At 66.2% G+C, this 26,462-nt stretch carries 21 protein-coding genes and 1 tRNA gene; 5 read left to right on the top strand and 17 right to left on the bottom strand.

Going from position 1 to position 26,462, the window contains the following annotated elements; translation table 11 throughout:
* Positions 1-140 precede the first annotated feature (140 nt).
* The 9 genes from ASG20_RS07610 to aroQ all read right to left on the bottom strand — a co-directional run bounded on the left by ASG20_RS07610 (position 141) and on the right by aroQ (position 8,765).
* Positions 141-1,610, bottom strand: coding sequence for a tryptophan halogenase family protein (locus ASG20_RS07610; protein WP_330218664.1), 1,470 nt, complete (start codon positions 1,608-1,610; stop codon positions 141-143).
* A gap of 52 nt (positions 1,611-1,662) precedes the next feature.
* A complete protein-coding gene (locus ASG20_RS07605) occupies positions 1,663-3,000 on the bottom strand; it encodes an ABC1 kinase family protein (protein ID WP_056050746.1) in 1,338 nt (445 codons plus the stop codon).
* A gap of 515 nt (positions 3,001-3,515) precedes the next feature.
* The gene (gene glnA, locus ASG20_RS07600; protein ID WP_056050744.1) at positions 3,516-4,928 is read right to left on the bottom strand and encodes a type I glutamate--ammonia ligase; all 1,413 of its coding nucleotides are present in this window, start codon (positions 4,926-4,928) and stop codon (positions 3,516-3,518) included.
* A gap of 144 nt (positions 4,929-5,072) precedes the next feature.
* Positions 5,073-5,411: a P-II family nitrogen regulator gene (locus tag ASG20_RS07595; protein ID WP_055875939.1), complete on the bottom strand. Its 339-nt coding sequence runs from the start codon at positions 5,409-5,411 to the stop codon at positions 5,073-5,075.
* A 181-nt stretch (positions 5,412-5,592) separates the two neighbouring features.
* On the bottom strand, positions 5,593-5,928 hold the full coding sequence (locus ASG20_RS07590) for an arsenate reductase family protein (protein WP_056052772.1): 336 nt from the start codon (positions 5,926-5,928) through the stop codon (positions 5,593-5,595).
* Entirely contained in the window at positions 5,925-6,428 is a 504-nt protein-coding gene (locus ASG20_RS07585) for a hypothetical protein (RefSeq protein ID WP_231420288.1), read from the bottom strand. Before ASG20_RS07585 ends, ASG20_RS07590 begins: the two co-directional genes overlap by 4 nt.
* A gap of 17 nt (positions 6,429-6,445) precedes the next feature.
* Entirely contained in the window at positions 6,446-7,798 is a 1,353-nt protein-coding gene (accC, locus tag ASG20_RS07580; protein ID WP_056050740.1) for an acetyl-CoA carboxylase biotin carboxylase subunit, read from the bottom strand.
* Positions 7,798-8,286 carry an acetyl-CoA carboxylase biotin carboxyl carrier protein gene (accB, locus tag ASG20_RS07575; protein ID WP_056050738.1) on the bottom strand — a complete coding sequence of 163 codons (489 nt, stop codon included), beginning with the start codon at positions 8,284-8,286 and terminating at the stop codon, positions 7,798-7,800. Before accB ends, accC begins: the two co-directional genes overlap by 1 nt.
* A 14-nt stretch (positions 8,287-8,300) precedes the next feature.
* Positions 8,301-8,765, bottom strand: coding sequence for a type II 3-dehydroquinate dehydratase (aroQ, locus tag ASG20_RS07570; RefSeq protein WP_056050736.1), 465 nt, complete (start codon positions 8,763-8,765; stop codon positions 8,301-8,303).
* 170 nt (positions 8,766-8,935) lie between these two features.
* On the opposite strand from aroQ, the gene thiS reads away from it, so the two are divergent.
* The 3 genes from thiS to ASG20_RS07555 all read left to right on the top strand — a co-directional run bounded on the left by thiS (position 8,936) and on the right by ASG20_RS07555 (position 11,152).
* Positions 8,936-9,943 (top strand): sulfur carrier protein ThiS, encoded by a 1,008-nt coding sequence (thiS, locus tag ASG20_RS07565; protein ID WP_082470848.1) that lies wholly within the window; start codon positions 8,936-8,938, stop codon positions 9,941-9,943.
* A 110-nt stretch (positions 9,944-10,053) separates the two neighbouring features.
* Positions 10,054-10,236, top strand: coding sequence for a CsbD family protein (locus tag ASG20_RS07560; RefSeq protein ID WP_056050734.1), 183 nt, complete (start codon positions 10,054-10,056; stop codon positions 10,234-10,236).
* Positions 10,237-10,498: 262 nt separating this feature from the next.
* Complete coding sequence (locus ASG20_RS07555) at positions 10,499-11,152, top strand: HAD-IA family hydrolase (RefSeq protein ID WP_056050731.1); 654 nt, start codon at positions 10,499-10,501, stop codon at positions 11,150-11,152.
* A gap of 118 nt (positions 11,153-11,270) precedes the next feature.
* On the opposite strand, the gene ASG20_RS07550 is transcribed toward ASG20_RS07555, so the two are convergent.
* From ASG20_RS07550 to ASG20_RS07535, 4 genes are all read right to left on the bottom strand, one after another.
* Entirely contained in the window at positions 11,271-12,941 is a 1,671-nt protein-coding gene (locus tag ASG20_RS07550; protein ID WP_056050729.1) for a formate--tetrahydrofolate ligase, read from the bottom strand.
* A gap of 341 nt (positions 12,942-13,282) precedes the next feature.
* Positions 13,283-14,878 carry an isocitrate lyase gene (locus tag ASG20_RS07545; RefSeq protein WP_056050727.1) on the bottom strand — a complete coding sequence of 532 codons (1,596 nt, stop codon included), beginning with the start codon at positions 14,876-14,878 and terminating at the stop codon, positions 13,283-13,285.
* Positions 14,879-15,124: 246 nt separating this feature from the next.
* Positions 15,125-18,292, bottom strand: a complete 3,168-nt coding sequence (locus tag ASG20_RS07540; RefSeq protein WP_082470847.1) for a response regulator — start codon at positions 18,290-18,292, stop codon at positions 15,125-15,127.
* Between the two features lie 321 nt (positions 18,293-18,613).
* A complete protein-coding gene (locus ASG20_RS07535) occupies positions 18,614-20,167 on the bottom strand; it encodes an aldehyde dehydrogenase (NADP(+)) (RefSeq protein ID WP_056050725.1) in 1,554 nt (517 codons plus the stop codon).
* A 422-nt stretch (positions 20,168-20,589) separates the two neighbouring features.
* Here ASG20_RS07535 and ASG20_RS07530 point away from each other — a divergent pair, with 422 nt between their 5' ends.
* Positions 20,590-22,368 carry an IlvD/Edd family dehydratase gene (locus ASG20_RS07530; RefSeq protein WP_056050724.1) on the top strand — a complete coding sequence of 593 codons (1,779 nt, stop codon included), beginning with the start codon at positions 20,590-20,592 and terminating at the stop codon, positions 22,366-22,368.
* 44 nt (positions 22,369-22,412) lie between these two features.
* Here ASG20_RS07530 and ASG20_RS07525 read toward each other — a convergent pair whose 3' ends face one another.
* The 4 genes from ASG20_RS07525 to ASG20_RS07510 all read right to left on the bottom strand — a co-directional run bounded on the left by ASG20_RS07525 (position 22,413) and on the right by ASG20_RS07510 (position 25,640).
* Positions 22,413-23,294 (bottom strand): SMP-30/gluconolactonase/LRE family protein, encoded by an 882-nt coding sequence (locus ASG20_RS07525; protein WP_156364174.1) that lies wholly within the window; start codon positions 23,292-23,294, stop codon positions 22,413-22,415.
* A gap of 1 nt (position 23,295) precedes the next feature.
* A complete protein-coding gene (locus ASG20_RS07520; RefSeq protein ID WP_056050719.1) occupies positions 23,296-24,081 on the bottom strand; it encodes an SDR family NAD(P)-dependent oxidoreductase in 786 nt (261 codons plus the stop codon).
* A gap of 4 nt (positions 24,082-24,085) precedes the next feature.
* A complete protein-coding gene (locus ASG20_RS07515; RefSeq protein WP_231420289.1) occupies positions 24,086-25,252 on the bottom strand; it encodes a fumarylacetoacetate hydrolase family protein in 1,167 nt (388 codons plus the stop codon).
* 311 nt (positions 25,253-25,563) lie between these two features.
* A tRNA-Arg gene (locus tag ASG20_RS07510) sits at positions 25,564-25,640 on the bottom strand.
* Between the two features lie 60 nt (positions 25,641-25,700).
* Here ASG20_RS07510 and ASG20_RS07505 point away from each other — a divergent pair.
* Positions 25,701-26,462 carry a queuosine precursor transporter gene (locus ASG20_RS07505; protein ID WP_056052762.1) on the top strand — a complete coding sequence of 254 codons (762 nt, stop codon included), beginning with the start codon at positions 25,701-25,703 and terminating at the stop codon, positions 26,460-26,462.

The raw sequence follows: 26,462 nt of genomic DNA, 5'->3' as shown, positions 1-26,462 counted from the left end.
ATTTCCCTTTTCAGACACCTTTGCCTTGATGGGCGCGATAAGGGGCAGTCGTGGCGCGCCGGTTACGGATTTAAGAATCGCGTGTAGGGCGCCTTTAATCCTCGTTTAATGTTGCGATGCAGCGAGCTGGAAGTCGCGTCCTAGCGTTTCGCCATGCAGTGACGCGCGACGGTGTCGGCATGCGCCGGAAGCTCGCGGGCCGTAGCGGCATGCCGCTCCCGGATGTCGGCGAGGAACCCGGCGAGGTGGTCCGGGGACAGCGCCTCGGCGAGTGGCGACCACGTGACGGGATGTATACCCTGACCGATCATGACCTGGAGCCACGCCGGTTCGGTGAACAAATCCGCGACATCCTGCGTAAGGATCGCGGCGGCGCGGAACTGCGCGATCTTCTCGGCCAGCCGCTCGGGCAGCGGCATGTCGCGGCACCGCTGCCAGAACGGTTCCGGGCGGCGATTGGCGTGGTAGTGAAGAATCAGGAAGTCGCGGACGGTGTCATATTCGACATGCGTCTGGCGGTTGTACGCGGTGCGCGCGGCGGCATTGTCGCCGGCCGACGGGAACAGCGACAACAGCCGCGCCACCGCTGACTGCACCATGTGGATGCTGGTCGATTCGAGCGGCTCCATGAACCCTGAGGCAAGGCCCAGCGCGACGACGTTGCGCTCCCAGAACGTCGCGCGCTTGCCGGTGGCGAAACGCAGCGGGCGGGGATCGCCGATCACTACGCCGTCGAGGTTGGCCAGCAGCCGCGACACCGCCTCGTCGTCGGACAGGTGCGCGGCGGCGTAAACCAGGCCGTTGCCGGTGCGGTGCTGGAGCGGGATCCGCCATTGCCAGCCGACCGGCCGCGCGGTCGCGCGCGTATAGGGGAGCAGCGGCGCGGTCGTCTCGCAGGCCACCGCCATCGCACGGTCGCAGGGCAGCCAGTGCGACCAGTCCTCGAACGCGACGCCAAGCGTTTCGCCGAGGAGGAGCGAGCGAAAGCCCGAGCAATCGAGGAAGAAGTCGCCCTCGACTGCGCGGCCGTCGTCCAGCGCGACGCCGGTCAGGTCTCCGGTCTCGCCATCGCGCTGCGCAGTGACGATCCGTCCTTCGATCCGGTCGACGCCGCTGGCTTCTGCAAGGCCGCGCAGCCAGCGCGCCAGCAAGGTGGCGTCGAAGTGATAGGCGTAGGCGAGGTCGGGATGGCGATCGAACCGCGCGTCCGCCGCCGCGCGCGCGCTGGCGATATAATCGCCGAGCGGTGCTGCGGTCCCGGACGCTTGCGCGCGGAGCCAGTGATGATGGAACGGGACGACGCCCAGGCCGCGCCCGACCGCGCCGAACGCGTGCATGTAGCGGCTGTCGGGGCCGGTCCAGTCGACGAACTCGATGCCGAGCTTGAATGTGCCTTGCGTGGCGGCGAGCATCGCGTTCTCGTCGATCCCGAGCGCCGCGGTGAGCAGGCGGATCTGCGGGATCGTCGCCTCGCCGACGCCGACCGTGCCGATCGCGTCGGATTCGACCAGCCGGATCTTCGTCGTGCGCGGCACGAACCGCGCGAGCATCGCGGCGGCGATCCACCCCGCGGTGCCGCCGCCGACGATGACGATGGTCTTGAGTGGCACGGGCGGGGTCGGAATGGTCATCCCGACCTTATACGGGAGGATCGGTGGCGGCCTAGAGCGTTGCTTCGCCGAAGGAATGCTGGATCAACGCGCGGACGTCGACTCGGGCCTTGAGGCGGGCGGCGAGCAGGGCGGTGCCGCTGATCTTGCGCTGCACGAACAGCGTGTCGATAGGGGGCAGGTGCCAGGTATCGCGGTCGCGCGCGATCTCGGTGCCCTGTTCGCGGAGCACGCCGACGAACGCGCGGTCGCCGAAGTCGAACGGGCCGGGCTTGGCGAGTTCGACGAGGATGACGTCGATCATCCGGTCGACCAGTGCGCGGTGCTGGATAACGGCGGCTTCGCCCAGGAAGCCGGCAGCGATCGCGGCTTCGCGTACCGCGTCGCGATCGCCGGCGAGGGCCGCGGTGAGCAGGCGACGATAGCCTTCGCCGGTTTCGGCAGGGAGGGGACGGGCGGCGCCGAAATCGAGCAGGACCAGCTTTTCCGTCTCGGGCTGCCAGCGGTAGTTGGCGAAGTTCGGGTCCGTCTGCATCAGCCGCCAGTCGAACAGTTCGCGCAGCACGAGCGAGATCAGGTCGTGCATCACGCGGTCGCGAACGTCCTGCGGCGCGGTTTCCAGCGTCTCGACGGGGACGCCGGTGACGAAGCTCATCGCGAGAACGCGTGGCGTGGTCAGCTCGGAATAGAGCGCGGGCACGACGAACTGCGACTGGTCGGCAAGCAATTCGCCGTAGCGTGCGAGCATCTGCGCCTCGCGGAGGTAATCGGCTTCCTCGTGAAGCTGCTTCTTCGCCTCGTCGAGCAGCGGCGCGATGTCGAGCGACTTGGGGAGCATGCCCGACACGCGCAGCAGCGTCGCGACGTTGTCCACGTCGGCGTCGATGCTCTCCTTCACGCCGGGATACTGGACCTTGATCGCCAGTTCCGTGCCGTCGGGCAGGCGCGCGCGGTGGACCTGGCCGATCGAGGCGGCGGCGACGGGGTGCGCCTGGAAATGCGCGAAACGACGGCGCCAGTCCTTGCCCCATTCGGCGGCGAGCACGCGATCAAGTTGCTGCGGCGGCATGTGGTTCGCGTTGTTGCGCAGGCGCGCGAGGATGGTCGCGAGTTCGGGCGGGAGCATGTCGCCCGCGTCCATCGAGATCATTTGCCCCAGCTTCATAGCTGCGCCGCGGAGGTGAGAGAGTTGGTCTGCGACGCGGGTGGCGTTAGCGGGGGTCAGGAGTAGGTCGCCGATCTTGGGGCGTTCGCCGTTTGCGAGGCGGCGGGCGCCTTCTGCGACGACTCCGCCGGCGACGCCGCCCGCGAGTTTGCCGAAGACGCCGAGACGGGCGAGGCGGCCGCTGGGGATCGCGCGTCCGGCGCTGTTGCCGCTGTCTTCGGTCACGGGTGTTCCTTGGGTTTTGGGGGCGGTGCGTCTCGGACGGGATATGGGTGGCTCTATCGGTCGATCAATCGGACCCAACGCGCGAAGTTAACCGAGGCTACCCCTTCTTGTTCTCCCGCGAAGGCGGGAGCCCAGACTGGGTCCCCGCCTTCGCGGGGAGACAACCTTGGCGCGGACGCATTCGACCCCATCCTCCATCGTCATCCCCGCGCAGGCGGGGATCCATAAACTCGACCGCTCGCGAGTCGATCGCACGGCCAGCCTGTATGGGTTCCCGCCTACGCGGGAATGACGGGAGGGGGGCACTGTTCTGATCTCCCCGCCCATCTGAACTGGCCGGGACGAACAGGAGAGCTCGTTTGACCTGACAGAAAAAGGGCGCCCGGATTGCTCCGCGCGCCCTCTTCCAATTCAGCGACGTGGCAAAGCCACGCCGTCGGTCGTCGCGGTTCGCGACGCCGGCCGGGCTTCGGCGTCTCGCGGTCAGCTTGCGCTGGCCGCGTGCGCCGTGCGCCTTATCCGCTGTAGTACATGTCATACTCGACCGGGCTAGGCGTCATCTCCCAACGCGCAACCTCAGCGTACTTGATCTCGACATAGCTCTCGATCTGATCCTTCGAGAACACGTCGCCCTTCAGCAGGAAGTCGTGATCCGCGAGCAGGCATTCGAGCGCCTCGCGGAGCGACCCTGCGACGGTCGGGACCTGCGCGAGCTCTGCCGGCGGCAGGTCGTACAGGTTCTTGTCCATCGCTTCGCCCGGATGGATCTTGTTGAGGATGCCGTCCATGCCGGCCATCATCAGCGCCGCGTAAGCGAGATACGGATTGGCCAGCGCATCCGGGAAGCGCACTTCGACGCGCTTCGCCTTGGGGCCGGTGCCGTACGGAATACGGCACGATGCCGAGCGGTTGCGTGCCGAGTATGCGAGCAGCACCGGCGCTTCGTAGCCGGGTACGAGGCGCTTGTAGCTGTTGGTCGACGGGTTGGTGAACGCGTTGACCGCCTTGGCGTGCTTGATGATGCCACCGATGAAATACAGGCACATGTCGCTGAGGCCCGCATAGCCGTTGCCGGCGAACAGCGGGGTCTTGCCTTCCCAGATCGAGAAATGCGTGTGCATCCCCGAACCGTTGTCCTCCTTGATCGGCTTCGGCATGAACGTCGCCGTCTTGCCGTACGCATGCGCGACCTGGTGGACGACGTACTTGTAGATCTGCATGCGATCCGCGGTCTGCGTCAGCGTGCCGAAGGTCAGGCCCAGCTCATGCTGCGCGGCCGCGACCTCGTGGTGATGCTTGTCGCAGGGCAGGCCCATCTCGATCATCGTCGAGACCATCTCGCCGCGGATGTCGACGGCGCTGTCGACCGGTGCGACCGGGAAGTAACCGCCCTTGGCGCGCGGCCGGTGACCGAGGTTGCCGCCCTCATATTCGCGACCCGAATTGCCCGGCAGCTCGATGTCGTCGATCTTGTAGTAGCTGGTCGAATAGCTGTTCTCGAAGCGGACGTCGTCGAACATGAAGAATTCGGCTTCGGGGCCGACATAGACGGTGTCGCCGACGCCGGTGGTCAGCAGATAGGCTTCGGCGCGCTTGGCGGTCGAGCGCGGATCGCGCGCGTACAGCTCGCCGGTCGACGGATCGGCGATGTCGCAGATCAGGATCATCATCGGCGTCGCCGAGAACGGATCGACATAGACCGCGTCGAGATCGGGCTTGAGCGTCATGTCGCTCTCGTTGATCGCCTTCCAGCCCTCGATCGACGAGCCGTCGAACATCAGGCCGTCGGTCAGCTCGTCTTCGCCGATCAGGCTCGCGACCATCGTCAGATGCTGCCACTTGCCCTTGGGATCGGTGAACCGCAGATCGACCCACTCGATCTCCTGGTCCTTGATCATCTGTAGAACGTCGGAGGCCGAATTCGCCATGATGCTTGCCCTTCGTTTTTGAGACTTCCGCCGCATCATGCGGGGAATCTAATTGCGGTATGGAACGGGATTTCCACACAATGTTGCGCTGCGTCAAATGACGATGTCGTCACTCGTCGTCAACGCCCTATGCGTGGGTAAGACCTAGATTGCGTCGTCGTCACGCTCGCCGGTGCGGATGCGAAGCGCGCTCTCGACCGGAATAACGAAGATCTTGCCGTCGCCGATCCGGCCGGTCTGCGCAGCTGCCGCGATCGCCTCGACGACGCGTTGCGCGAGCCCGTCCTCGACGACGACCTCGAGCTTCACCTTGGGCAGGAAGTCGACGACATATTCCGCGCCTCGGTACAGTTCGGTGTGACCCTTCTGCCGGCCGAAGCCCTTGGCCTCGGTCACGGTGATGCCGCTCACGCCGATCTCGTGCAGCGCTTCCTTCACCTCATCCAGCTTGAACGGCTTGATGATGGCTTCGATCTTTTTCACAGGTACGCCCCCGATTGTTGAAACCCCCGCCCTTTCGGACGAGCTGTACGCCCTGAAGGGCGCCTTGCACCAAGCGTGCCAGCCGCGGCGCCCTCGGGCAACCGCGGAATATCGTCGATTTCACTGCCCGAAATTGCGGCACCTGGCCGGTGCGTGCGCAATCCAAGGGCAGGGGAGCCGATCACAGGATTTCGTGCAGACGTGCGATCGGGCGGCCGAGCCGGACGCCCTTGTCGGTCTCGACCAGCGGGCGCTCGATCAGCAGCGGATCGATCATCATCGCATCGAGGATCGCCTCGGCGTCGCCATGCTTGACTGCCTTGGCGCCATCCTCGGCCATGCGGAGCCCCTGGCGCGGCGTCATGCCCGCGCGGTCGTAGAGACGGACGAGTTCCGCGCGGGAGGGCGGAGTCTTGAGGTATTCGACGATCGTGACATCCGCTCCTGCCTCTTGCAGCAGCGCGAGCGCCTCACGGGACTTGGAGCAACGCGGGTTGTGGTAGATCGTCGCCTTCACGATGTCGGCTTCCCCGTCCGCCATTCCGTCATCGCACGCCGATATTGCTCGGATGCCTTGAGACGCGGCATGTACCGGATCGGGCGGCGGCTTGCGAACGGCACGCTCATGTTCGTCAGGCTTCCCCGTGCGCCGCAATAGGTGCTGCACCCCCGATTGCCGTCATCGAGCTTGAGCGAAGACCCGGCATGCGAGACGGTGAACACGCACGCCGGTTCTCCGGGTAACGGCGTGTCGAGGTCGCGATAGACGAGTGTCGCCCCGCGGGACGTCGCGATGCCAGCAATGTCGCACTGATGACCGTTAAAGAAATCGAGATGCGCGCGGACATAGGCTGCGTTCGCAGCTACGGGCACGATCTCGACGACATTCTCGCCGGTGTATTTTTCGCCGGTCACCGTGCCGTCGGAAAACTGGGCGTAATAGCGCCCGGCCAATCCCTCGACCGGATCGGGGGATGCCGGTCCCGCAGCCAGCAGGACCGGAACGGCAAGCAACATCCACCGCGACATCGTTCCTACGCCCCCTGCTTGGCCAACCACTCTTCCAGCCACTTGATCGTGTACGCGCCTTCCTGGAACTCGGGATCGTCGAGCAGTGCACGGTGCAGTGGGATCGTCGTCGTGACACCCTCGATCACCATCTCCTCGAGCGCACGCCGCAACCGACGCAGCGCACCCTGCCGAGTTGTCCCGTAGACGATCAACTTGGCGATCATCGAGTCGTAGTAAGGCGGCACGCGATACCCCGCATACAGCCCGCTATCGACGCGGACATGCATCCCGCCCGGCGCATGATACACCTTCACCAGCCCCGGCGACGGCGCGAACGTGCGCGGGTCCTCGGCGTTGATGCGGCATTCGATCGCATGACCGCGGAACTGGACGTCTTCCTGGCGGAGCGTCAGCGGATGACCCTCGGCGACACGGATCTGCTCGCGCACCAGGTCCAGCCCGGTGATCATCTCGGTCACCGGATGCTCGACCTGAAGCCGGGTGTTCATCTCGATGAAGTAGAATTCGCCCGCTTCCCACAGGAACTCGATCGTCCCCGCGCCGCGATAGCCCATGTCGGCCATCGCCTTGGCGACGATTCCGCCCATCCGCTCGCGCTCTTCGGCGGTGATGATCGGCGAGGGCGCTTCCTCAAGCACCTTCTGGTGGCGGCGCTGCAGCGAGCAGTCGCGCTCGCCGAGATGGATCGCGTTGCCTTCGCCGTCGCCAAAGATCTGGAATTCGATATGCCGCGGATTGCCGAGGTATTTTTCCATGTAGACGGTGGCGTCGCCGAACGCGGCCTTCGCCTCGCTGCCGGCCTGCTGCATCTGCGTTTCGAGATCGTCGGGGTCGTTGACGACCTTCATGCCGCGACCACCGCCGCCGGAAGCCGCCTTGATGATCACCGGATAGCCGATGTCCTCGGCGATGCGCTTCGCCTCGGCGATGTCGCTGATCGCGCCGTCAGACCCGGGGACGAGCGGCAGCCCGAGCGCGCCCGCGGTGCGCTTCGCCTGGACCTTGTCGCCCATCGTCCGGATGTGCTCGGGCTTTGGCCCGACGAACAGGATGTTGTGCAGCTCAACGATCTCGGCGAACTGCGCGTTCTCGCTGAGAAAGCCGTAGCCCGGATGGATCGCGTCCGCGCCCGAGATTTCGGCGGCCGAGATGATGTTCGGGATGTTCAGATAGCTGTCCGCGGCGGACGGCGGTCCGATACAGATCGCCTCGTCGGCGAGCCGAACGTGCATCGCGTCGGCGTCTGCGGTCGAGTGCACCGCGACCGTCTTGATGCCCATCTCGTGGCAGGCACGGTGGATCCGCAGCGCGATCTCGCCGCGATTCGCAATGAGCAGCTTCTTGATTTGCGGCATTATTCGACCACGACCAGCGGCTGGTCGAACTCGACCGGCTGGCCGTTCTCGACCAGGATCGCGGTCACCGTGCCCGCCGAAGGCGCGACGATCGTGTTCATCACCTTCATCGCCTCGATGATCAGCAGCGTGTCGCCCGCATTGACCTTCTGGCCGACGGTCGAGAACGGCTTCGCCTCGGGATTGGCGGCGAGATAGACCGTGCCGACCATCGGCGACTTGACCGCACTCGCGCTGATCGCCGGGGCGGACGCGCCGACCTCGGCCTGCGGGATCGACAGCGGTGCCGAGACGGGGGCAGGAGCGGGCGCCTGCGCGTAATGCGCGACGGGTGCTGCCTGCGCGGCCTTGCGCGCGACGCGGATACGGCGCGAGCCGTCCTCGACCTCGATCTCGGTCAGCTGCGTGGTGTCGAGCAGTTCGGCGAGCTGGCGCACCAGGGTCACGTCGACCTGCATCGCACCGGTGTTTTCGGTTGTATCGTTCATGGCGGGGCCTCCTGTCAGAACCGTGCGACGGCTTCAAGCGCGAGCAGATACGAAAGCGCGCCGAAACCCGCGATCGTACCCTTCGCCGCCTGACCGACCAGGCTCACATGCCTGAACGATTCACGCGTATGTGGATTGGAAAGATGCACTTCGATCACCGGCGTCTTCACGCCCTTGATCGCGTCGTGCACCGCGACCGAGGTATGCGTGAACGCACCCGCGTTCAGGATCACGGCCTTCGCGCCGCGCGCCTGCGCTTCCTGGATCCAGTCGACCAGGTGCCCCTCGTGATTCGACTGGCGCATGTCGATCTCCAGGTCGAGCTCGCGCGCGCGGTCCTCCAGCATCCCGGCGATATCGTCGAGCGTCTCGTCGCCATAGATTTCCGGCTCGCGCGTTCCCAGCAGATTGAGGTTGGGGCCGTTCAGGACGAACACTGTCGCAGTGACGGTATCTGGCGCAGTGACGGTATCTGGCAAGGGCAGCTCCTGGTTGCGGGGGCTGCGAACGACCCCCTATATGCGTCGTCCCACCCTTACCCGTTCGTGTCGAGCGAAGTCGAGACATGAGACCGGCAGCGGACGGAGGGTTTCTCGATCAGCCTGTCCCGAGCCATGTCGAGGGGCTCGAAACGAACGGAAAGTTTTGCATGCCCCACTCCGATGGTACCGTCTCCATTACCGTCAACGGCGAACACAAGCGCGTGACTGCCGGGTTGAGCCTCGCGGGACTCGCGACCGAACTGGGGCTCGTACCGGAGAAGATCGCGGTCGAGCGGAACATGGAGGTTGTGCCTCGCTCGACCTTGGCGGACGTGATGGTCGAGGACGGCGACGACCTTGAGATCGTGCACTTCGTTGGCGGTGGCGACCATGAGAATAGCGGGCATGAGGACAGCTGGACCGTCGCCGGCCAGACCTTCAGGTCGCGGCTGATCGTCGGCACCGGCAAGTACAAGGATTTCGCGCAGAACGCCGCCGCCGTCGAGGCATCAGGCGCGGAGATCGTCACCGTGGCGGTCCGCCGCGTCAACGTGTCGGATCGCAACGCACCGATGCTGACCGACTTCATCGACCCGAAGAAGATCACCTACCTCCCCAACACTGCGGGCTGTTTCGATGCCGAGTCGGCGATTCGCACGCTGCGGCTGGCGCGCGAGGCTGGCGGCTGGGAGCTGGTGAAGCTCGAAGTGCTCGGCGAGGCGAAGACGCTCTATCCCGACATGGTTGAGACGCTGCGCGCGACCGAGATCCTCGCGAACGAAGGCTTCAAGCCGATGGTCTATTGCGTCGACGATCCGATCGCCACCAAGCGCCTCGAGAACGCCGGCGCGGTCGCGATCATGCCGCTGGGCGCGCCGATCGGCTCGGGGCTCGGCATCCAGAACCGCGTGACGATCCGGCTGATCGTCGAGGGGGCAGGGGTGCCCGTGTTGGTCGACGCCGGCGTCGGCACCGCGTCGGATGCGGCGGTGGCGATGGAACTCGGCTGCGACGGCGTGCTGATGAACACCGCCATCGCCGAAGCGAAGGACCCGCTGATGATGGCCGCCGCGATGAAGGCCGCTGTCGAATCGGGGCGGCTCGCCTACCGCGCCGGACGGATGGGCCAGCGCCGCTATGCCGATCCGTCGAGCCCGCTGGCGGGACTGATCTGAAACATAGGTCATGACGCAAACGTCACGGAACCCACAGTAAAGACGGCCGTTATACCTTTGCAAGTTCAAGCGGCCCGGTTGGCGGGTCCGCACAGCAAGTGGAGGCTCTGATGGGCGAGTTCACCGACAAGGTCGCAGCAGCAGGCAACAAGGTTGCAGGCAACGTCAAGGAAGCCGTCGGCAAAGCGACCGACAACGAGAAGCTGGTAGCCGAAGGCGAAGCGCAGCAGGCCAAGGGCACTGCGCAGAACGTCAAGGGCAGCGTCAAGGGCGCACTCGGCGACGACATCTAAGCTTCGGCTTGGTACGGGAATACAGGCCGCTCCGGGAAACCGGAGCGGCCTTTTCTTTGTGTGGCAGGTTATTGCTGCCGCCACTATCAGAATTGCCACCACCCCGGCGGAGGCCGGGGCCCAATTGGGGGACGATTCTGATTGCAGGTAACGCGCTGTTACCTCGAACATGCCAATTGGGCCCCGGACTTCGCCGGGATGGTGCGGAGCGCCGAACCAAACGGGCTTGCTCCACGACACAAACCCCCTCACGAGCACCCGCATGACTCTCCCGACCCGCAACTACGCCGCCTTCCTGTTCGACATGGACGGCACGATCCTCACCTCGATCGCGTCGGCCGAGCGCACCTGGACCAAATGGGCGATCGCCCACGGCCTCGACGCCGCGACGTTCGTGCCGACGATCCACGGCGTCCAGTCGGTCGAAACGGTTCGACGCCTGAACCTCCCCGGCGTCGACCCGGTCGCCGAAGCCGCAGCGATCACCGCTGCGGAGATGGAAGATGTCGGCGACATCGAACCGATCTCCGGCGCCGCGGCGTTTCTGGCCAGCCTGCCCCCCGAACGCTGGACGATCGTCACGTCCGCCCCGCGCGCGCTCGCCGAAGTTCGGTTGAAAGCTGCCGGCCTGCCGATGCCTGCCACCATGATCGCGGCCGACGACATCCCGAACGGCAAACCCGCACCGGACTGCTTTCTAGTCGCGGCCGAGCGGCTCGGCGTCGCGGCGGGCGATTGTCTGGTGTTCGAGGATGCCGCCGCCGGGATTGCCGCGGGCGAAGCGGCGGGGGCGGATGTTCTCGTGATTACGGCCACGCACTCGCACGGTGTCGCGACGTCACATCCGACGGTGGTCAATTATGTAGGGTTGTCGGTTGCGGTCGGGCCGGACGGTCTGGTCGTCACGCGAGACTGACACCCCGCTCGCCGTCATCCTGACGAAAGTCGGGATCCAGAGCCACGAAGGGCACCGACGGTTGCCCTAGATCCTGACTTTCGTCAGGATGACGGAGGTGCGGGTAGCATCTGGGGCCTCAGAACAGCCCCTCGATCAGCCCTTCGTCGTTCAGGTGGATCGCCTCCGCTGCCGGCACCCGCGGCAAGCCCGGCATCGTCATGATCTCGCCACAGATCGCCACGACGAACCCCGCACCCGCCGCAAGGCGGACTTCGCGAACCGGCACGATGTGACCGGTCGGCGCGCCCAACAGAGCGGGGTCGGTCGAGAAGCTGTACTGCGTCTTGGCGAGGCACACGGGGAGATGGCCGTACCCAGCGTCCTCCCAGCGCTTGAGTTGCGCCAAAACGCTCGGCTCGGCGACCGCATGCTCTGCCCGATAGATCCGTCGTGCGACCGTATCGATCTTGTCGAACAGCGAGAGTTCGTCACCGTAGATCGGTGCGAATCCGCCGCCATGCGTCTCGCAGATCTCGGCGACCGCGTCGGCCAGTTCGACCGCACCCGCGCCACCCTCCGCCCAGTGCCGACAGAGGATCGCGCGCGAGCCGTGCTGGGCGGCCGCCTCGACGATCGCGGCGATCTCGGCATCGCTGTCGGTGTAGAAATGGTTGATTGCGACGATCGCGGGGACGCCGAACTGGCGGATGTTCTCGATGTGCCGGACGAGGTTGACCGCGCCCTTGCGGACCGCCTCGACATTCTCGTGCGCGAGGTCGGCCTTGGCGACGCCGCCATTCATCTTCAGCGCGCGGGCGGTGGCGACGATCACGACCGCGTCGGGGGCGAGGCCGGCCTGACGGCACTTGATGTCGAAGAACTTCTCTGCGCCCAGGTCCGCGCCGAAGCCGGCCTCGGTCACCACGTAATCGCCGAGCGACAGCGCCGCCCGCGTCGCGATCACCGAGTTGCAGCCGTGCGCGATGTTGGCGAACGGCCCGCCGTGGAGGAACGCGGGCGTGCCTTCGAGCGACTGGACGAGGTTGGGCTTGATTGCCTCCGCCAGCAGCACCGCCATCGCGCCGTCCGCCTTGAGGTCGCGCGCGGTGATCGGCTGGCGGTCGCGGGTGTAGGCGACGACAATATCGCCGAGCCGGCGCTCCATGTCGGCGAGGTCGTTCGCAAGGCACAGGATTGCCATGACTTCGGAGGCGACGGTGATGTCGAAGCCGGACTCGCGCGGGTAGCCATTGGCGACGCCGCCGATCGACTGGACGATGTCGCGCAGCGCACGGTCGTTCATGTCGAGGACGCGGCGCCAGACGACGCGACGGACGTCGATCTGGAGCGCGTTGCCCCAGTGGATATGGTTGTCGATCATCGCCGCGAGGAGATTGTGCGCGGCGGTGATCGCGTGGAAATCGCCGGTGAAATGGAGGTTGATGTCCTCCATCGGCGCGACCTGCGCGCGGCCACCCCCGGTCGCGCCGCCCTTGGTCCCGAAGCACGGGCCAAGCGAGGGTTCGCGCAACGCGAGCACGGCTTTGCGGCCGGTATGGCGGAGTGCGTCGGCGAGGCCGATCGAGGTGGTGGTCTTGCCTTCGCCCGCGGGGGTCGGGTTGATCGCGGTGACGAGGATCAGCCGGCCTTTCGCGCCGCCTTTACGCGTATCGAGCCAGTCGAGTGCGATCTTCGCCTTGTAGCGACCATAGGGCTCGATCGCCGCGTCGGGGATGCCGAGGCCGTCCGCGATGGTGGCGATGGGGCGCAGCGCGACGCTGCGGGCGATGGCGATATCGGTGTCCATGGGGGCTTGCGTAGCGGGGGATCGGGTGGGTTGCCAGACTTGGGTGTAGAGCACGTCGTGAAACACCTGCACCTCCCCGGCGAAGGCCGGAGTCCAATTGGCAAGGCTGATGGGGCAAAGCGCCGCACCTCGTTACTCTGAACTTCCCAATTGGGCCCCGGCCTTCGCCGGGGAGGTGCTGATGGTGTTCATTGAACCAAATCTTGCGCGCGCCGCGGCAAAGCCGCCCTTCGACTGCCTGCGAAGGCAGGCGCGCAGGATAGGCTAAGTCCGACGGGGCTACCCGCCCCGCCGGCCGGGCGTGATGCCGGCGCGGCGGAGCTTGCGCTCCGCCTGCTGCATCACGCCGCAAATTGATTCATCGTATTATGCGCTCCCCCAGCCTTCAGCGCCGCCTCGCCCGCGAAATACTCCTTGTGGTCGTCGCCCAGATCCGAGCCGGACATGTTCTGGTGCTTCACGCAGGCGATGCCCTCGCGAATTTCCTTGCGCTGGACGCCCTTCACATAGCCGAGCATCCCCGCATCGCCGAAATACTCCTTGGCGAGATTGTCGGTCGAGAGCGCCGCCGTGTGGTAGGTCGGCAGCGTGATCAGGTGGTGGAAGATGCCAGCGCGCTTGGCCGAATCCGCCTGGAAGGTGCGGATCCGCTCGTCGGCTTCGTCGGCAAGCGCCGTACCGTCGTAATCGACGCTCATCAGGCGGGCGCGATCGTAGGCCGAGACGTCCTGGCCCTCGGCGGACCAGGCATCGAACACCTGCTGGCGGAAGTTCAGCGTCCAGTTGAAGCTCGGCGAGTTGTTGTAGACGAGCTTGGCGTTGGGCACGACTGCGCGGATGCGGTCGACCATGCCGGCGATCTGTTCGATATGCGGCTTCTCGGTCTCGATCCAGAGCAGGTCGGCGCCGTTCTGCAAGCTGGCGATGCAGTCCATCACGCAGCGATCTTCGCCCGAGCCGGCGCGGAACTGGAACAGGTTCGAGGGGAGGCGCTTGGGGCGGAGCATCTTGCCGTCGCGGTTGAGGATGACGTCGCCGTTCTGCGCGGTCGCCGGGTCGATCTCCTCGCAGTCAAGGTACGAGTTATACTGGTCGCCGAGGTCGCCCGCTGCCTTGCTGACCGCGATCTGCTTGGTGAGGCCGGCGCCGAGCGAGTCGGTGCGCGTGACGATGATGCCGTCCTCGACGCCGAGTTCGAGGAACGCGTAGCGGCACGCGCGGACCTTCGCGAGGAAGTCCTCGTGCGGCACGGTGACCTTGCCGTCCTGGTGACCGCACTGCTTCTCGTCGCTGACCTGGTTCTCGATCTGGAGCGCGCAGGCGCCTGCTTCGATCATTTTGCGCGCGAGCAGATACGTCGCCTCCGCATTGCCGAAGCCTGCGTCGATGTCGGCGATGATCGGGACGACGTGCGTCTGGTGGTTTTCGATCGCGTTGAGCAGGCGCTGTTCCTCGATTGCATTCCCCGCGGCGCGCGCTGCGTCGACCTCGCGGAACATCATCCCGAGCTCGCGCGCGTCGGCCTGGCGGAGGAAGGTGTAAAGCTCCTCGATCAGCGCGGGGACGCTGGTCTTCTCGTGCATCGACTGGTCGGGCAGCGGGCCGAACTCGCTGCGCATCGCCGCGACCATCCAGCCGGAGAGGTACAGGTACCGGCGGTCGGTGGTGCCGAAATGCTTCTTGATGCTGATCATCTTCTGCTGCGCGATGAACCCGTGCCAGCAGCCGAGCGACTGCGTATAGTGCGCCGGGTCCGCATCGTAGGCCGCCATGTCCTTGCGCATGATCGCGGCGGTGTAGCGCGCGATGTCGAGGCCGGTGGTGAACCGGTTCTGGAGCCGCATCCGCGCGACGGACTCGGGCGAGATCGCGTCCCACGTGCCGTTCTGGTCGGCGATCAGGTTGGTCAACTGGGCGATGTGAGTCTGGTAGGTCACGGGCGATCCTTCGCTGCTGCGTTGATCGTCGTGTAGGGTTGTTGACAGGATTTCGGTCGGAAATGCACAGGGCGGCGAGGTGTTGGTGTCGGTTGCGCCCGTGCGCCGGCTGTAGAGTTGTGAAGAACGTTACAGGCCCGTCCGTCATGCCGGGCCCGTTCCGGCATCCACCGTTCCCCACGCTCGCCAATGATAAGCGCGCGGAACGGTGGATGCCGGAACAGGTCCGGGGTGACGAAGGATGCGTCAGTCGGCTTTGGTAACCCGGTCGGAGTTGGCTGGCGACGTGAGCGGATCGGCCAATGCCGTCTCGCCGAGCGATGCCAACACAGCCGCGGCCAATGCGTCGAGCCCGTATGGCTTCTCCAGCATGATCGCATCGGTCTCGTCCGCAACCGAAGCCGTATCTCCGGTCGCGAAGACGATGCCGACGCCGGGTCGTAGCGCCCGCGCCGTCCGCGCAAAATCCGGTCCGGATACGCCCGGCAGGTTCACGTCGGTCACCAGCGCATCGATCGGCACGGTCTGGAGCGCCGTCATCGCGTCCTCCGCGCTGGCCGCGTCGACGACGACGAAGCCGCTGCCCTGCAACATCTCGGCGGTGTTGGCGCGGATCAGCGCATCGTCTTCAACCAGCAGGACGGTGCGGCGGGCGGGCGTATCGAGGCGGCGGTCCGCGTCGATTCGGGAGTCGCGCGCGGCCTTGGCGGCAGGGCTTCCCGAACGCTGGCGGTTGGCGAGCACCTGACGGAATTTCCGCGCGAGCGCCTCCCGCGTGTACGGCTTCGACAGCAGGTCGACACCCGCATCGAGCTTGCCGCCATGGACGATCGAGTTTTCGGTATAGCCGGACGTGAACAGCACCGCGAGATCGGGCAGGCGTTCCTTCGCCTTCCGCGCCAGCTCGGGGCTTTTCAGCATGCCGGGCATCACGACGTCGGTGAACAGGATATCGATCGGTACGCCGCTCTCGACCACGTTCAGCGCGCTGGCCGCATCGACCGCTTTCAATACGCTGTAGCCAAGATCGGTCAGCAGTTCGACGACGGTGCCGCGGACTTCATCGTCGTCCTCGACCACCAGCACGGTCTCGGTGCCGCCGCAGATCGGGCTGGCATCCGCGACGACCTCGACGTCCTCGCTCTCCATCGCGCGCGGGAGGTAGAGCTTGATCGTGGTGCCTTCGCCGACCTCGGAATAGATCTTCACATGGCCGCCGGACTGTTTCACGAAGCCGTAGACCATCGACAGGCCGAGGCCCGAGCCCTTGCCCTCGCTCTTGGTCGAGAAGAACGGCTCGAACACCTTTTCGATGATCTCGGGAGTCATGCCGGTCCCGGTGTCGGACACGGCGAGCATCACATATTGCCCGGCCTCGACCTCGTCATGACCCTGTGCATAGGCGTCGTCGAGGTGGGCGTTGCCGAGTTCGATCGTCAGCTTGCCCTGGCCGTCCATCGCATCGCGCGCGTTGATCGCAAGGTTCAGGAGTGCATTCTCGATCTGCGCAGGGTCGATGAACGTGTTCCACAGGCCACCGCCGACGACTGTCTCGATCTCGATGCCTTCGCCGATCGCGCGACGCAGCATGTCGTCCATCCCGCGCACGAAACGCGTGACGTTGACGACCTTGGGCTCGAGCGCTTGGCGACGCCCGAACGCGAGCAATTGGGCCGCGAGCTTCGACCCGCGCGACACGCCGGCCATCGCATTCTCGACCCAGCGTTCGGCACGCGCGTTGCCGGCCAGGTTCTTGCCGAGCAGCTGGAGGTTGCCCGAAACGACCTGGAGCAGATTGTTGAAATCATGCGCGACGCCGCCGGTGAGTTTGCCGACCGTCTCCATCTTCTGCGACTGCGCGAGCTTGGCTTCGGCTTGGCGGCGTTCGTCGATCTCGCGAATGACGCGCGCTTCGAGCGTCTCGTTGAGCTGGCGGAGCTGGTCCTCGGCACGTTCGCGGTGACGGACTTGCCGCGCGAGCGCCTCGGCCTGTTCGCGTAACGCGGCTTCGGCGGCGCGCTGATGCGTGATGTCGGTATGGACGCCGACCCATTCGCGGACCTCGCCGGTCTCGTCGAGGATCGGCAAACCACGGACCGCAAACGTGCGCCATGTGCCGCAGTGGCGGCGGACGCGGTGTTCGAACACGAACATCGACTTGCTGAGCACAGCGGCGGTCCAGGCCTTGATCGTCGATGCGACGTCGTCGGGGTGGATCGCGTCGGCCCAGCCGAAATTCTGGTAGGCGTCGATCGACTGGCCGGTGAGCGCGGCCCAGCCGGGCTGCTCGCCGATCATCCGGCCGTCCGGGCTGTTGGTCCAGAGCACGCCGTGGACCGCGTCCATCGCGGTGCGGAAACGGCCGTTGCTGATGCCGACCGCGGCCTCGCGTTCGGCACGCTCCTCGACATCGATGCCGAGAATGTAGATGCCGGGGATCGAGCCATCCGCCGCGACATGCGGCACGTAGCGGAATTCGGACCGGCGCGGGCGGCCGTCCAGATGGGGGAAGATCGCTTCAGTGGTGAAGCTTTCGCCGGCAAACGCGCGATCGAACGATGGGCGCCGATTCTCGTAGGCTGCCTCGCCGAGGACCTCGCGAACCGGTTTGCCGATCATCGCCTCGGGGTCGATCCCGAGCCATTCATCATATTGCGCGTTGGCGAGACGGTAGACATGGTCGCGGTCGACGTACGAGATGAGCATCGGCACGGCGTCGGTGACGCGGCGTAGTTCGGCTTCGCTGGCGGCGAGGCGGTGTTCGGCTTCGGCCCGGCCGGTGTTGTCGACCATCGTGCAGAGCACGCCGTCGACGGTGCTGGCAGTGGCGCCACCAGTGGGGCCACTGGCGCAGTAGACGGGCGTGTAGAACAGGTCGAGCGTCAGCGTCTCGGGGCCATCGGATCGCTGGAACAGGATCGGCTGGTCGCGGTAAGCCACGATCTCGCCGCGCAGGCCCGCATCGAGGACGCCGCGGTTCCAGTCCCAGACTTCGGGGAACGCGGTCGCGACCGGGCTGCCGAGCGCGGCGGGGTGGCGGTCGCCCGCGACGGCACGATAGCTATCATTGTAAAGCATGATGTGCTCGGGGCCCCACATCACGACCTTGGCGACGGGCGAGTTGAGGATGTTGGCGAGCGTGACGCGCAGCTCGGCGGGCCACGAGTCGATCGGGCCGAGCGAGGTCGCGCTCCAGTCGCGCTGGCGCACCAGCATCCCGCATTCGCCGCCACCGATCAGGATTTCGGCCGGACTTGGCGGGGTGTCGCGCTCGCGCATCCGTTCGAGCGCAGTGCGGACGATCGCGGTGGCGTCGCCATGCCCTGCGGCGGCGAGGTCGTCGATATAGCTGCCGAGGTCGGAGGGCAGGATAACGGTGCGCGACGAGACTTGCGACGAGTCTGGAGTTGTCATGCCGGACTAGTGGGTTTGTGGCGCACGCGTGTCAATAAATACGCATGGTTGGGTTCGGCGTTAGGTTCGGCGCGCCATACTATCACGTACCACCCCGGCGGAGGCCGGGGTCCAGTTGGGGGACGTGGCTAACTGAGGGCTGTCCCCCATTACGACCACCTCTCCAACTGGGCCCCGGCCTGCGCTGGGGTGGTGCCTGGTGGAGGTTACCGAACTTGTTTCCCCGCGAAGGCGGGGACCCAGACTGGGCTCCCGCCTTCGCGGGAGAACAAGGAAGGGCGCCCTGCCGTTCGGTAGCGCGCCCTTCCTTCTCTTATTCGATCAGCCCTCGGTGCGCGGCAGGCCCAGCGGGTTGCCGTGCTTGACCGCCTTGGGCAGCAGTGCGTCCGGCAGGTCCTGGTAGCAGACCGGGCGCAGGAAGCGCTCGATCGCCGCGGTGCCGACCGAGGTCGTGCGCGGGTCGGACGTTGCCGGGAACGGCCCGCCGTGGACCATCGCCGGCGCAACCTCGACGCCGGTCGGCCAGCCATTGGCGAGGATGCGACCAGCCTTGCGCTCCAGTACAGGCACCAGCGCTGCGGCGTCGGCATAATCGCCTTCGTCGATTTGCAACGTGATCGTCAGCTGGCCCTCGATCTTCTCGAGCACGCTGTGGACTTCGGCGAGGTCGGTGCAGCGAACGATGATCGAAGCCGCCCCGAACACTTCATGCGAGAGCGCCGGATCGGCGACGAACGCCTTGCCGGTGGTCGAGAACAAAGCCGCACGACCGCGGTTTGCGCCCTCGGCCTCGGTGCCACGAGCGAGCGTCTCGACCGCGTCGTGACCGGCGAGCGCCGCAACGCCTTGGTCGTAGCTGGCATGAATTCCGGGGGTCAGCATGACCTGCGGCGCGGCCTCGCCGAGGGCCGCGGCGGCGGCTTCGACGAAGGTGTCGAGGTCAGGACCATCGACCGCAACGACGATGCCGGGGTTGGTGCAGAACTGGCCCGAGCCCATCGTGAGCGATCCGACATAGGCCTTGCCGAGCGCTTCGCCGCGTGCGGCGAGCGCGGCGGGGAACAGGATCACCGGGTTGATGCTGCTCATTTCGGCATAGACCGGGATCGGCTCGGGGCGGGCTGCGGCGAGTGCCACCAGGGCCAAGCCACCGCCGCGCGAGCCGGTGAAGCCGACCGCCTTGATGCGGGCGTCCTTGACGAGCGCCGCGCCGAGTTCGTTCGCCGGACCCTGAACCAGCGAGAACACGCCTTCGGGCAGGCTGCACTTGGCGACTGCGGCCTGGATCGCCTTGCCGACCATCACCGACGTGCCGGGATGCGCGGGGTGACCCTTGACCACGACCGGGCAACCGGCGGCGAGTGCGGACGCGGTGTCGCCGCCTGCTACCGAGAAGGCGAGCGGGAAGTTCGACGCGCCGAACACTGCGACGGGGCCGACCGCGATGCGGCGCTGGCGCAGGTCGGAGCGTGGCATCGGCTTGCGGTCGGGCTGCGCCTCGTCGATCACGACCGAGGCCCAGGTGCCCGCGCGCAGATGCTTGGCGAACAGGCGGAGCTGACCGGTGGTGCGACCGCGTTCGCCTTCGAGGCGGGGGCGGGGCAGGCCGCTCTCCTGGATCGCGCGCGCGACCAGCGGATCGTGGATCGCCTCGATCTCGTCGGCGATCGTCTCCAGGAATATGGCGCGGGCCTCGGGGTCGATCTCGCGGAAAACGTCGAAGGCGGCCTCGGCGAGCTTACAGGCCTCGGCGACATCGGCTTCGCTCGACACCGCGAAGGCGGGCTCGATCTTCGCGTCGGTCGACGGATCGATCGCGAGGAAGGTAACGTCGCTGCTTACGGCGCGCGCGCCGATCGGGAAGGTGCCGTCCATTTCAATTCTCCAGGTCGGTCGTGACGCGCATCGGCCGCGTCGCGACATTTTGGTAGCGGATCGCTTGGTGTCGCAGGCGAAATAAGGGTGTGACCGATAACACGCAAGCCAAGGACTGCCGGCGGGGTCCGCAATTGCGGGGTAATACGCACGGCGAACGGAGGATTGGCGCATGACGGTTACGCTGTTGGCGAACGTAGCTTCGTCGATCGCGTGCCAGCATGCTTCCCGCGAGCATGGGACCTGCGCCACGTTCTGCGAGCAGCGAGGCAGGCCACCGTGTCCTGCCCGACAAATATCTGGTATGCGATCAATCGGATGCCGCACCGGGGCGGCGTTTATGCGGGTGCGTCCACGCTTGACCGCATGGCGGCCGTCGCGGTAGCGCTCCCATCGAAGAATGGCGTTCAGGAGAGTTTGCAGTGGACCGTGTACCGGTAAGGCCGTTCCGATCGCGCGACTGGTTCGCCGATCCCGCCCGCTCCGACATGACCGCGCTCTATCTCGAACGGTTCATGAATTACGGGCTGACCCCGGCGGAATTGCGTTCGGGCCGACCGATCATCGGCATCGCCCAGTCGGGTAGCGACCTGAGCCCGTGCAACCGCATCCATCTCGAACTCGCCAAGCGCACGCGCGACGGCATCCGCGACGCGGGCGGGATCGCGATGGAGTTTCCGGTCCATCCGATCTTCGAGAATTGCCGGCGTCCGACTGCGGCGCTCGATCGCAATCTGGCGTATCTGGGGTTGGTCGAGACGCTGTACGGCTATCCGATCGATGCGGTCGTGCTGACGACCGGCTGCGACAAGACGACGCCGTCGGGGATCATGGCGGCGTCGACCGTAGATATTCCAGCGATCGTGTTGTCGGGCGGGCCGATGCTCGACGGCTGGCATGATGGCGAACTGGTCGGCTCGGGAACGGTGATCTGGCGCAGCCGGCGCAAGCTGGCCGCGGGCGAGATCGACGAGGAAGAGTTCCTCAACCGCGCCACCGACAGCGCGCCGTCCGCCGGGCATTGCAACACGATGGGCACGGCGTCGACGATGAACGCGGTGGCGGAGGCCTTGGGTCTGTCGCTGACCGGGTGCGCGGCGATTCCTGCGCCCTACCGCGAGCGCGGGCAGATGGCGTACGAGACCGGGCGGCGGATCGTGGAGATGGCATATGAGGATTTGCGCCCGTCGAAGATCCTCACGCGCGACAGCTTCCTCAACGCGATCCGCGTGGTCAGCGCGATCGGCGGGTCGAGCAACGCGCAGCCGCACATCATGGCGATGGCGCAGCATGCCGGCGTGACGCTGTACCCGGAGGACTGGTCGGATCATGGCTACGACCTGCCGCTGCTCGTCAACATGCAGCCGGCGGGCAAGTATCTCGGCGAGCGCTTTCACCGCGCAGGTGGCGTGCCCGCTGTGCTCCACGAACTGATCGCGGGCGGAAAGCTCGACACGTCGTGCCTGACCGTCACCGGGCGATCGATCGGCGAGAACATCGCAGGTCGCGAGACGCGCGACCGCGAGATGATCAAGCCGTTCGACGCACCGATGATGGAGCGCGCGGGCTTCCTGGTGCTCAAGGGTAATCTGTTCGACTTCGGGATCATGAAGACGTCGGTGATCTCGCCGGCGTTCCGCGCACGCTACCTCTCGACGCCGGGGGCCGAGGATCGGTTCGAGGCGCGGGCGATCGTGTTCGAGGGCTCGGACGATTATCACCACCGGATCAACGATCCTGCGCTCGACATCGACGAGGGATGCATCCTGGTGATCCGCGGCGCGGGACCGATCGGCTGGCCGGGCTCGGCGGAAGTCGTCAACATGCAGCCGCCCGACGCGCTGATCCAGCGCGGCGTGCTCGCGCTGCCGACATTGGGCGACGGACGGCAGTCGGGTACGTCGGACAGTCCTTCGATCCTGAACGTCTCGCCCGAGAGTGCGGTCGGCGGCGGACTGTCGTGGATCCGGACGGGCGACGTGGTGCGGATCGATCTGGTCGCGGGCACGTGCGACGCACTGGTCGAGCCGGACGAAATCGCGCGGCGCAAGGGCGAGGGGCTGCCACCGGTGCCCGAGAGCAATACGCCGTGGGAAGAGCTGTACCGCGAGAAGACGGGGCAGCTCGCCGAGGGCGGCGTGCTCGACTTCGCAGTGAAGTATCGCGGGATTTCCGCGAAAACGCCGCGGCATAACCACTGAGCGCACTACGGCCATCCCGTTCGTCGGGATGGCCGTATCGGGTTCTAGAGTGTGACCGGCTCGACCGGAACGCCGGGGACCGCGACGCGGAAAGTGAACAGGTTGCCGGCGAGCGGCTGTTCCGCAAGCGCTGCGGCGTCGAGGCCCTTGGCCGCGGTCGTCGCGTAGGCGGTCCGGCCGTCCGCGCCACCGAGCGCGATCTTAGTGATGTTCGCGACCGGGAAGCGCACCACATCGGTGCAAGTGCCGTCCGGTGCATAGCGGCGCGCGGCCCACCCGCCGAAGAAGCCGACCCAGACGCCGCCTTCGGAATCGCAGATCGCACCGTCGGGATGGCCATCGTCGGGGCCCACGACGATGAACGGGCGACGATCGTCGAGCGTGCCATCGGCACCGACCGTCCACGCGTCGGTCCGTTTGCCGAGCGTATCGACCGTGTAGAGCGTGCGGCCGTCGGGTGAAATCGCAGGGCCGTTGGTAATCGCGACGGGCGGCACGTCGGTCTGCGTCAGCGTGCCGTCACGCCAGTGGTAGACGTGCCCGGACTTGGCAGTCTCGGCATTGTCCATCGTGCCGAACCAGACCCGGCCATCGGGCGCGCGTGCCGCGTCATTGAGGCGGTTGCCGGGCGTCTCGACGTGAACGGGTGCGAGCAGATCGAACGACCCCGTTGCCGGGTCGAACCGGTGCAGCCCGCCGCGGACACCGGCTAGAAAGCCGCCGCTAGTTTCCGGGATCACCCAGCCGACCTGATCGGGTGCTTCCCAAGAGTCCAGCGATGCCGAGGTGGGATCGAACCGGTAGACGCAGGGCGCCTTGATATCGACGAACCAGAGTGCGCTGTCGCGAGCGACCCAGATCGGGCCTTCGCCGAGCGTTGCCGCGACGTCGCAGATGCTGGTCGCGACGACCGTGTCGTTCGCCATCTCAGCGCCACCCCGCATCGACGAAATAGTCGTGACCGGTGCACATCCGCGCGTCGTCGGAGGCGAGGAACAGCACCAGCGCCGCGACATCGGCGGGCTGGACGCGGGTCTTCAGGCACTGCGCGGCGATGATCTCGGCCTCGCCCTCGGGGGTGTACCATTTCAGCTGGCGCGGCGTCTCGACATTGCCCGGGACGATCGTGTTCACGCGGATACCGTCGCCGCCCAGATCGCGCGCCATCGCCCGCGTCATGCCCTCGATACCGGCCTTGGCGGTCTGATAGAGCATCAGTTCGGGCAGCGCGAGATGCCACGAGATCGACCCGAAGTTCAGGATCACGCCGCCGCCCGCGCGCTTCATCGACGGCACCACCGCCTGGCCTGCGAAGAACAGATGGCGCAGATTGGTCGCCATCCGCTCGTCCCAATAGGCGGGCGTGATCTCTTCGATCGTATGGCGATCGTCGTTGGCGGCATTGTTGATCAGGATGTCGATCCCGCCGAGCCGGCTTTCGATCGCCGCGACCGTCGTCTTCAGCGCATCGATATCGCGCAGGTCGAGCGGCAGAAAGATCGGCGCGGTCGCGACGGCAGGCGTCAGCGTCGCGATCAAATCGTGCGCGGCGTCCTCGGCCATGTCGACGAACGCGACGTGCGCGCCCTGCCGCGCGAACGCCTCGACCAGCCCGGCACCGATCCCCGACGCGCCGCCGGTGATCAGGACACGCTTGCCTTTGAGGCTGGGATAGATCGCCGTCTGGTCGGCGGCTTGGGTCTTCTGCAGCACGGGGTTACGCTCCCTGGTTCTTGGTTTGCGCCAGCAAGCCACGGCCCGCCAGATTGCGCATGAGATCGCCGATCCCGTAATTCCACGGCGCGGCGTCCTTCGATGTCGTCACCGGATTGACCAGCGCGCCGAGCTTCGGGTTCGAGATCGTGACGACGTCGCCCACCGCATGCGTGAAGCCACGGCCGGGCTCGTCGCGGTCCTGCGTCGGCGCGAACAGCGTACCGAGGAACAGCACGAAGCCGTCGGGATATTGGTGCTCGCTCATCGCCTGGCGGACGAGGTCCTCGGGATCGCGGCTGATCTGGTCCATCGAGCTGCTGCCTTCGAGCCGGTAGCCGTCGGCGCCATCGATCGTCAGCGCGATCTCCGACGCGCGGACGTCGTCCATCCCGAAGCCGTCGTCGAACAGGCGGATGAACGGCCCGAGCGAGCAGGACGCGTTATTGTCCTTCGCCTTGCCGAGCAACAGTGCGCTGCGGCCCTCGAAATCGCGCAGATTGACGTCGTTGCCGAGCGTCGCGCCGATCGTCTTGCCGTTGCGGTCGACGACCAGCACGACCTCGGGCTCGGGGTTGTTCCAGGTCGAGTCGGAGCGGATACCGACTTCGCCGCCCCAGCCGATCGTCGACAGCGTCGGGCTCTTGGTGAAGATTTCCGCATCCGGGCCGATCGCGACCTCGAGATATTGCGACCACATGCCGTCCTCGATCAGCGCGGCCTTCAGCGCGGCCGCTTCGGGCGATCCTGGCACGACCGAGCGAATGCTGCCACCGACACGTTCTTCGAGACGCGTGCGGACCGCCGCCGCCGCCGAGGCATCGCCGCGGGCGCGTTCCTCGATGACGCGTTCGAGCGCGGAGACCGCGAACGTCACGCCGGACGCCTTGACGCAGTGCAGGTCGATCGGGCTCAGCAGGCGCGGCGTCGCGTCCGCGTCGATCGAGAACGACAGGTCGTCGAGATGGCCGAGATCGGTGCCGGCTGCCGTATCGAAACTGCCCGCCTCGATCAGCGCCGCGACGGTCGGCGCCACATACGACATGTCGTATACGCGTCCCCCGCGAACGATGACCGGGGTCGGTCCGTCACCCAGGTCGATCCGACCGAGCAAGGCGGCCTGTTCCCAATCGGCAGGCAACGCCCGCGCCGATGCGAATGCGATGTCCACGATGTCATCCTCTCCGAAATTGTTAGCGTTACCGTATGCTGCTTGGCTGAGTCGTCAAGCCCCGGTTGGCCGTCGCGGATGCTATGCTGTCTCCGACCCATCCCGTGCAACCGCAATTATACGATCTTTGCCGTAAACCGGGATTGTGTCGGATGTCTTCATAGCCACAGCATGGGGCAAGGATCGTCCGTTGCGTATACCTCGGGAATATATCGTACCAGCGACGTGTAGGAGCAGGCGCCGTTGAGCGCGACCGCACATGGCACGGTAACGATATCATCCGCGCGAGATACGGGATCGGCGGCGGAAATTGGCGCGCCCGGAGGGAGTCGAACCCCCGACCGAGGAGGTAGAAGCTCCTTGCTCTATCCAACTGAGCTACGGGCGCGCGCTGAAGACCGATTAGCGTGGATTGCGCGCGCTTGGAACCGTCATCATAATGCGCCGCATGGATATCGATCAGGGCAGGGGCGTCCCGGCGGACGCCATCGGAGTCGCCGCGAGCGACGTGTCGGGCGGGCAGTTCCGCTATTATGATTTCGTCATGGCCGCATTCGTAACGATCCTGTTGCTGTCGAACGTCATCGGCGCGGGCAAGCGCGCGGTGATCGACCTGCCGTTCATCGGCGCATGGCCGTTCGGCGCGGGAATCCTGTTCTTCCCGGTCAGCTATGTGATCGGCGACGTGCTGACCGAGGTGTACGGGTACGCGCGGGCGCGGCGCTGCATCTGGGCGGGGTTCGGCGCGATGATCTTCATGGTGTTCATGTCGGCGGTCGTCGTCGCCCTGCCGCCCGACAAGGGGTGGACGGGGCAGGCGGCATACGAATCGGTCTTCGGGCAGGTCCCGCGGATCGTGTTCGCGTCGATCTGCGCGTTCTGGGTCGGCGAGTTCGCCAACAGCTTCGTACTCGCGCGGATGAAAATCTGGACGCAGGGGCGGATGCTGTGGACGCGGACGATCGGCAGCACGGTGGTGGGGCAGGCGTTCGACAGCCTGATCTTCTACCCGCTCGCGTTCTACGGCGCGCCGGACTGGCCCGTGGAGGCGATGCTCATGGTGATGGTCAGCCAGTTCTTGCTGAAGGTATCCTGGGAGGTGCTGCTGACGCCGCTCACCTATGTTGCGGTAGGGTGGCTAAAGCGCCGCGAGGGTGTCGATGTGTATGATCGGGGCACGGACTTCTCGCCGTTCCGCACGCGGGTTTGA

It is taken from the genome of Sphingomonas sp. Leaf198 (genome assembly GCF_001424005.1).
Lineage (GTDB): Bacteria > Pseudomonadota > Alphaproteobacteria > Sphingomonadales > Sphingomonadaceae > Sphingomonas.
Note: the sequence above shows the minus strand (reverse complement) of the source record. Positions and strands in the feature narration are given on the sequence as shown.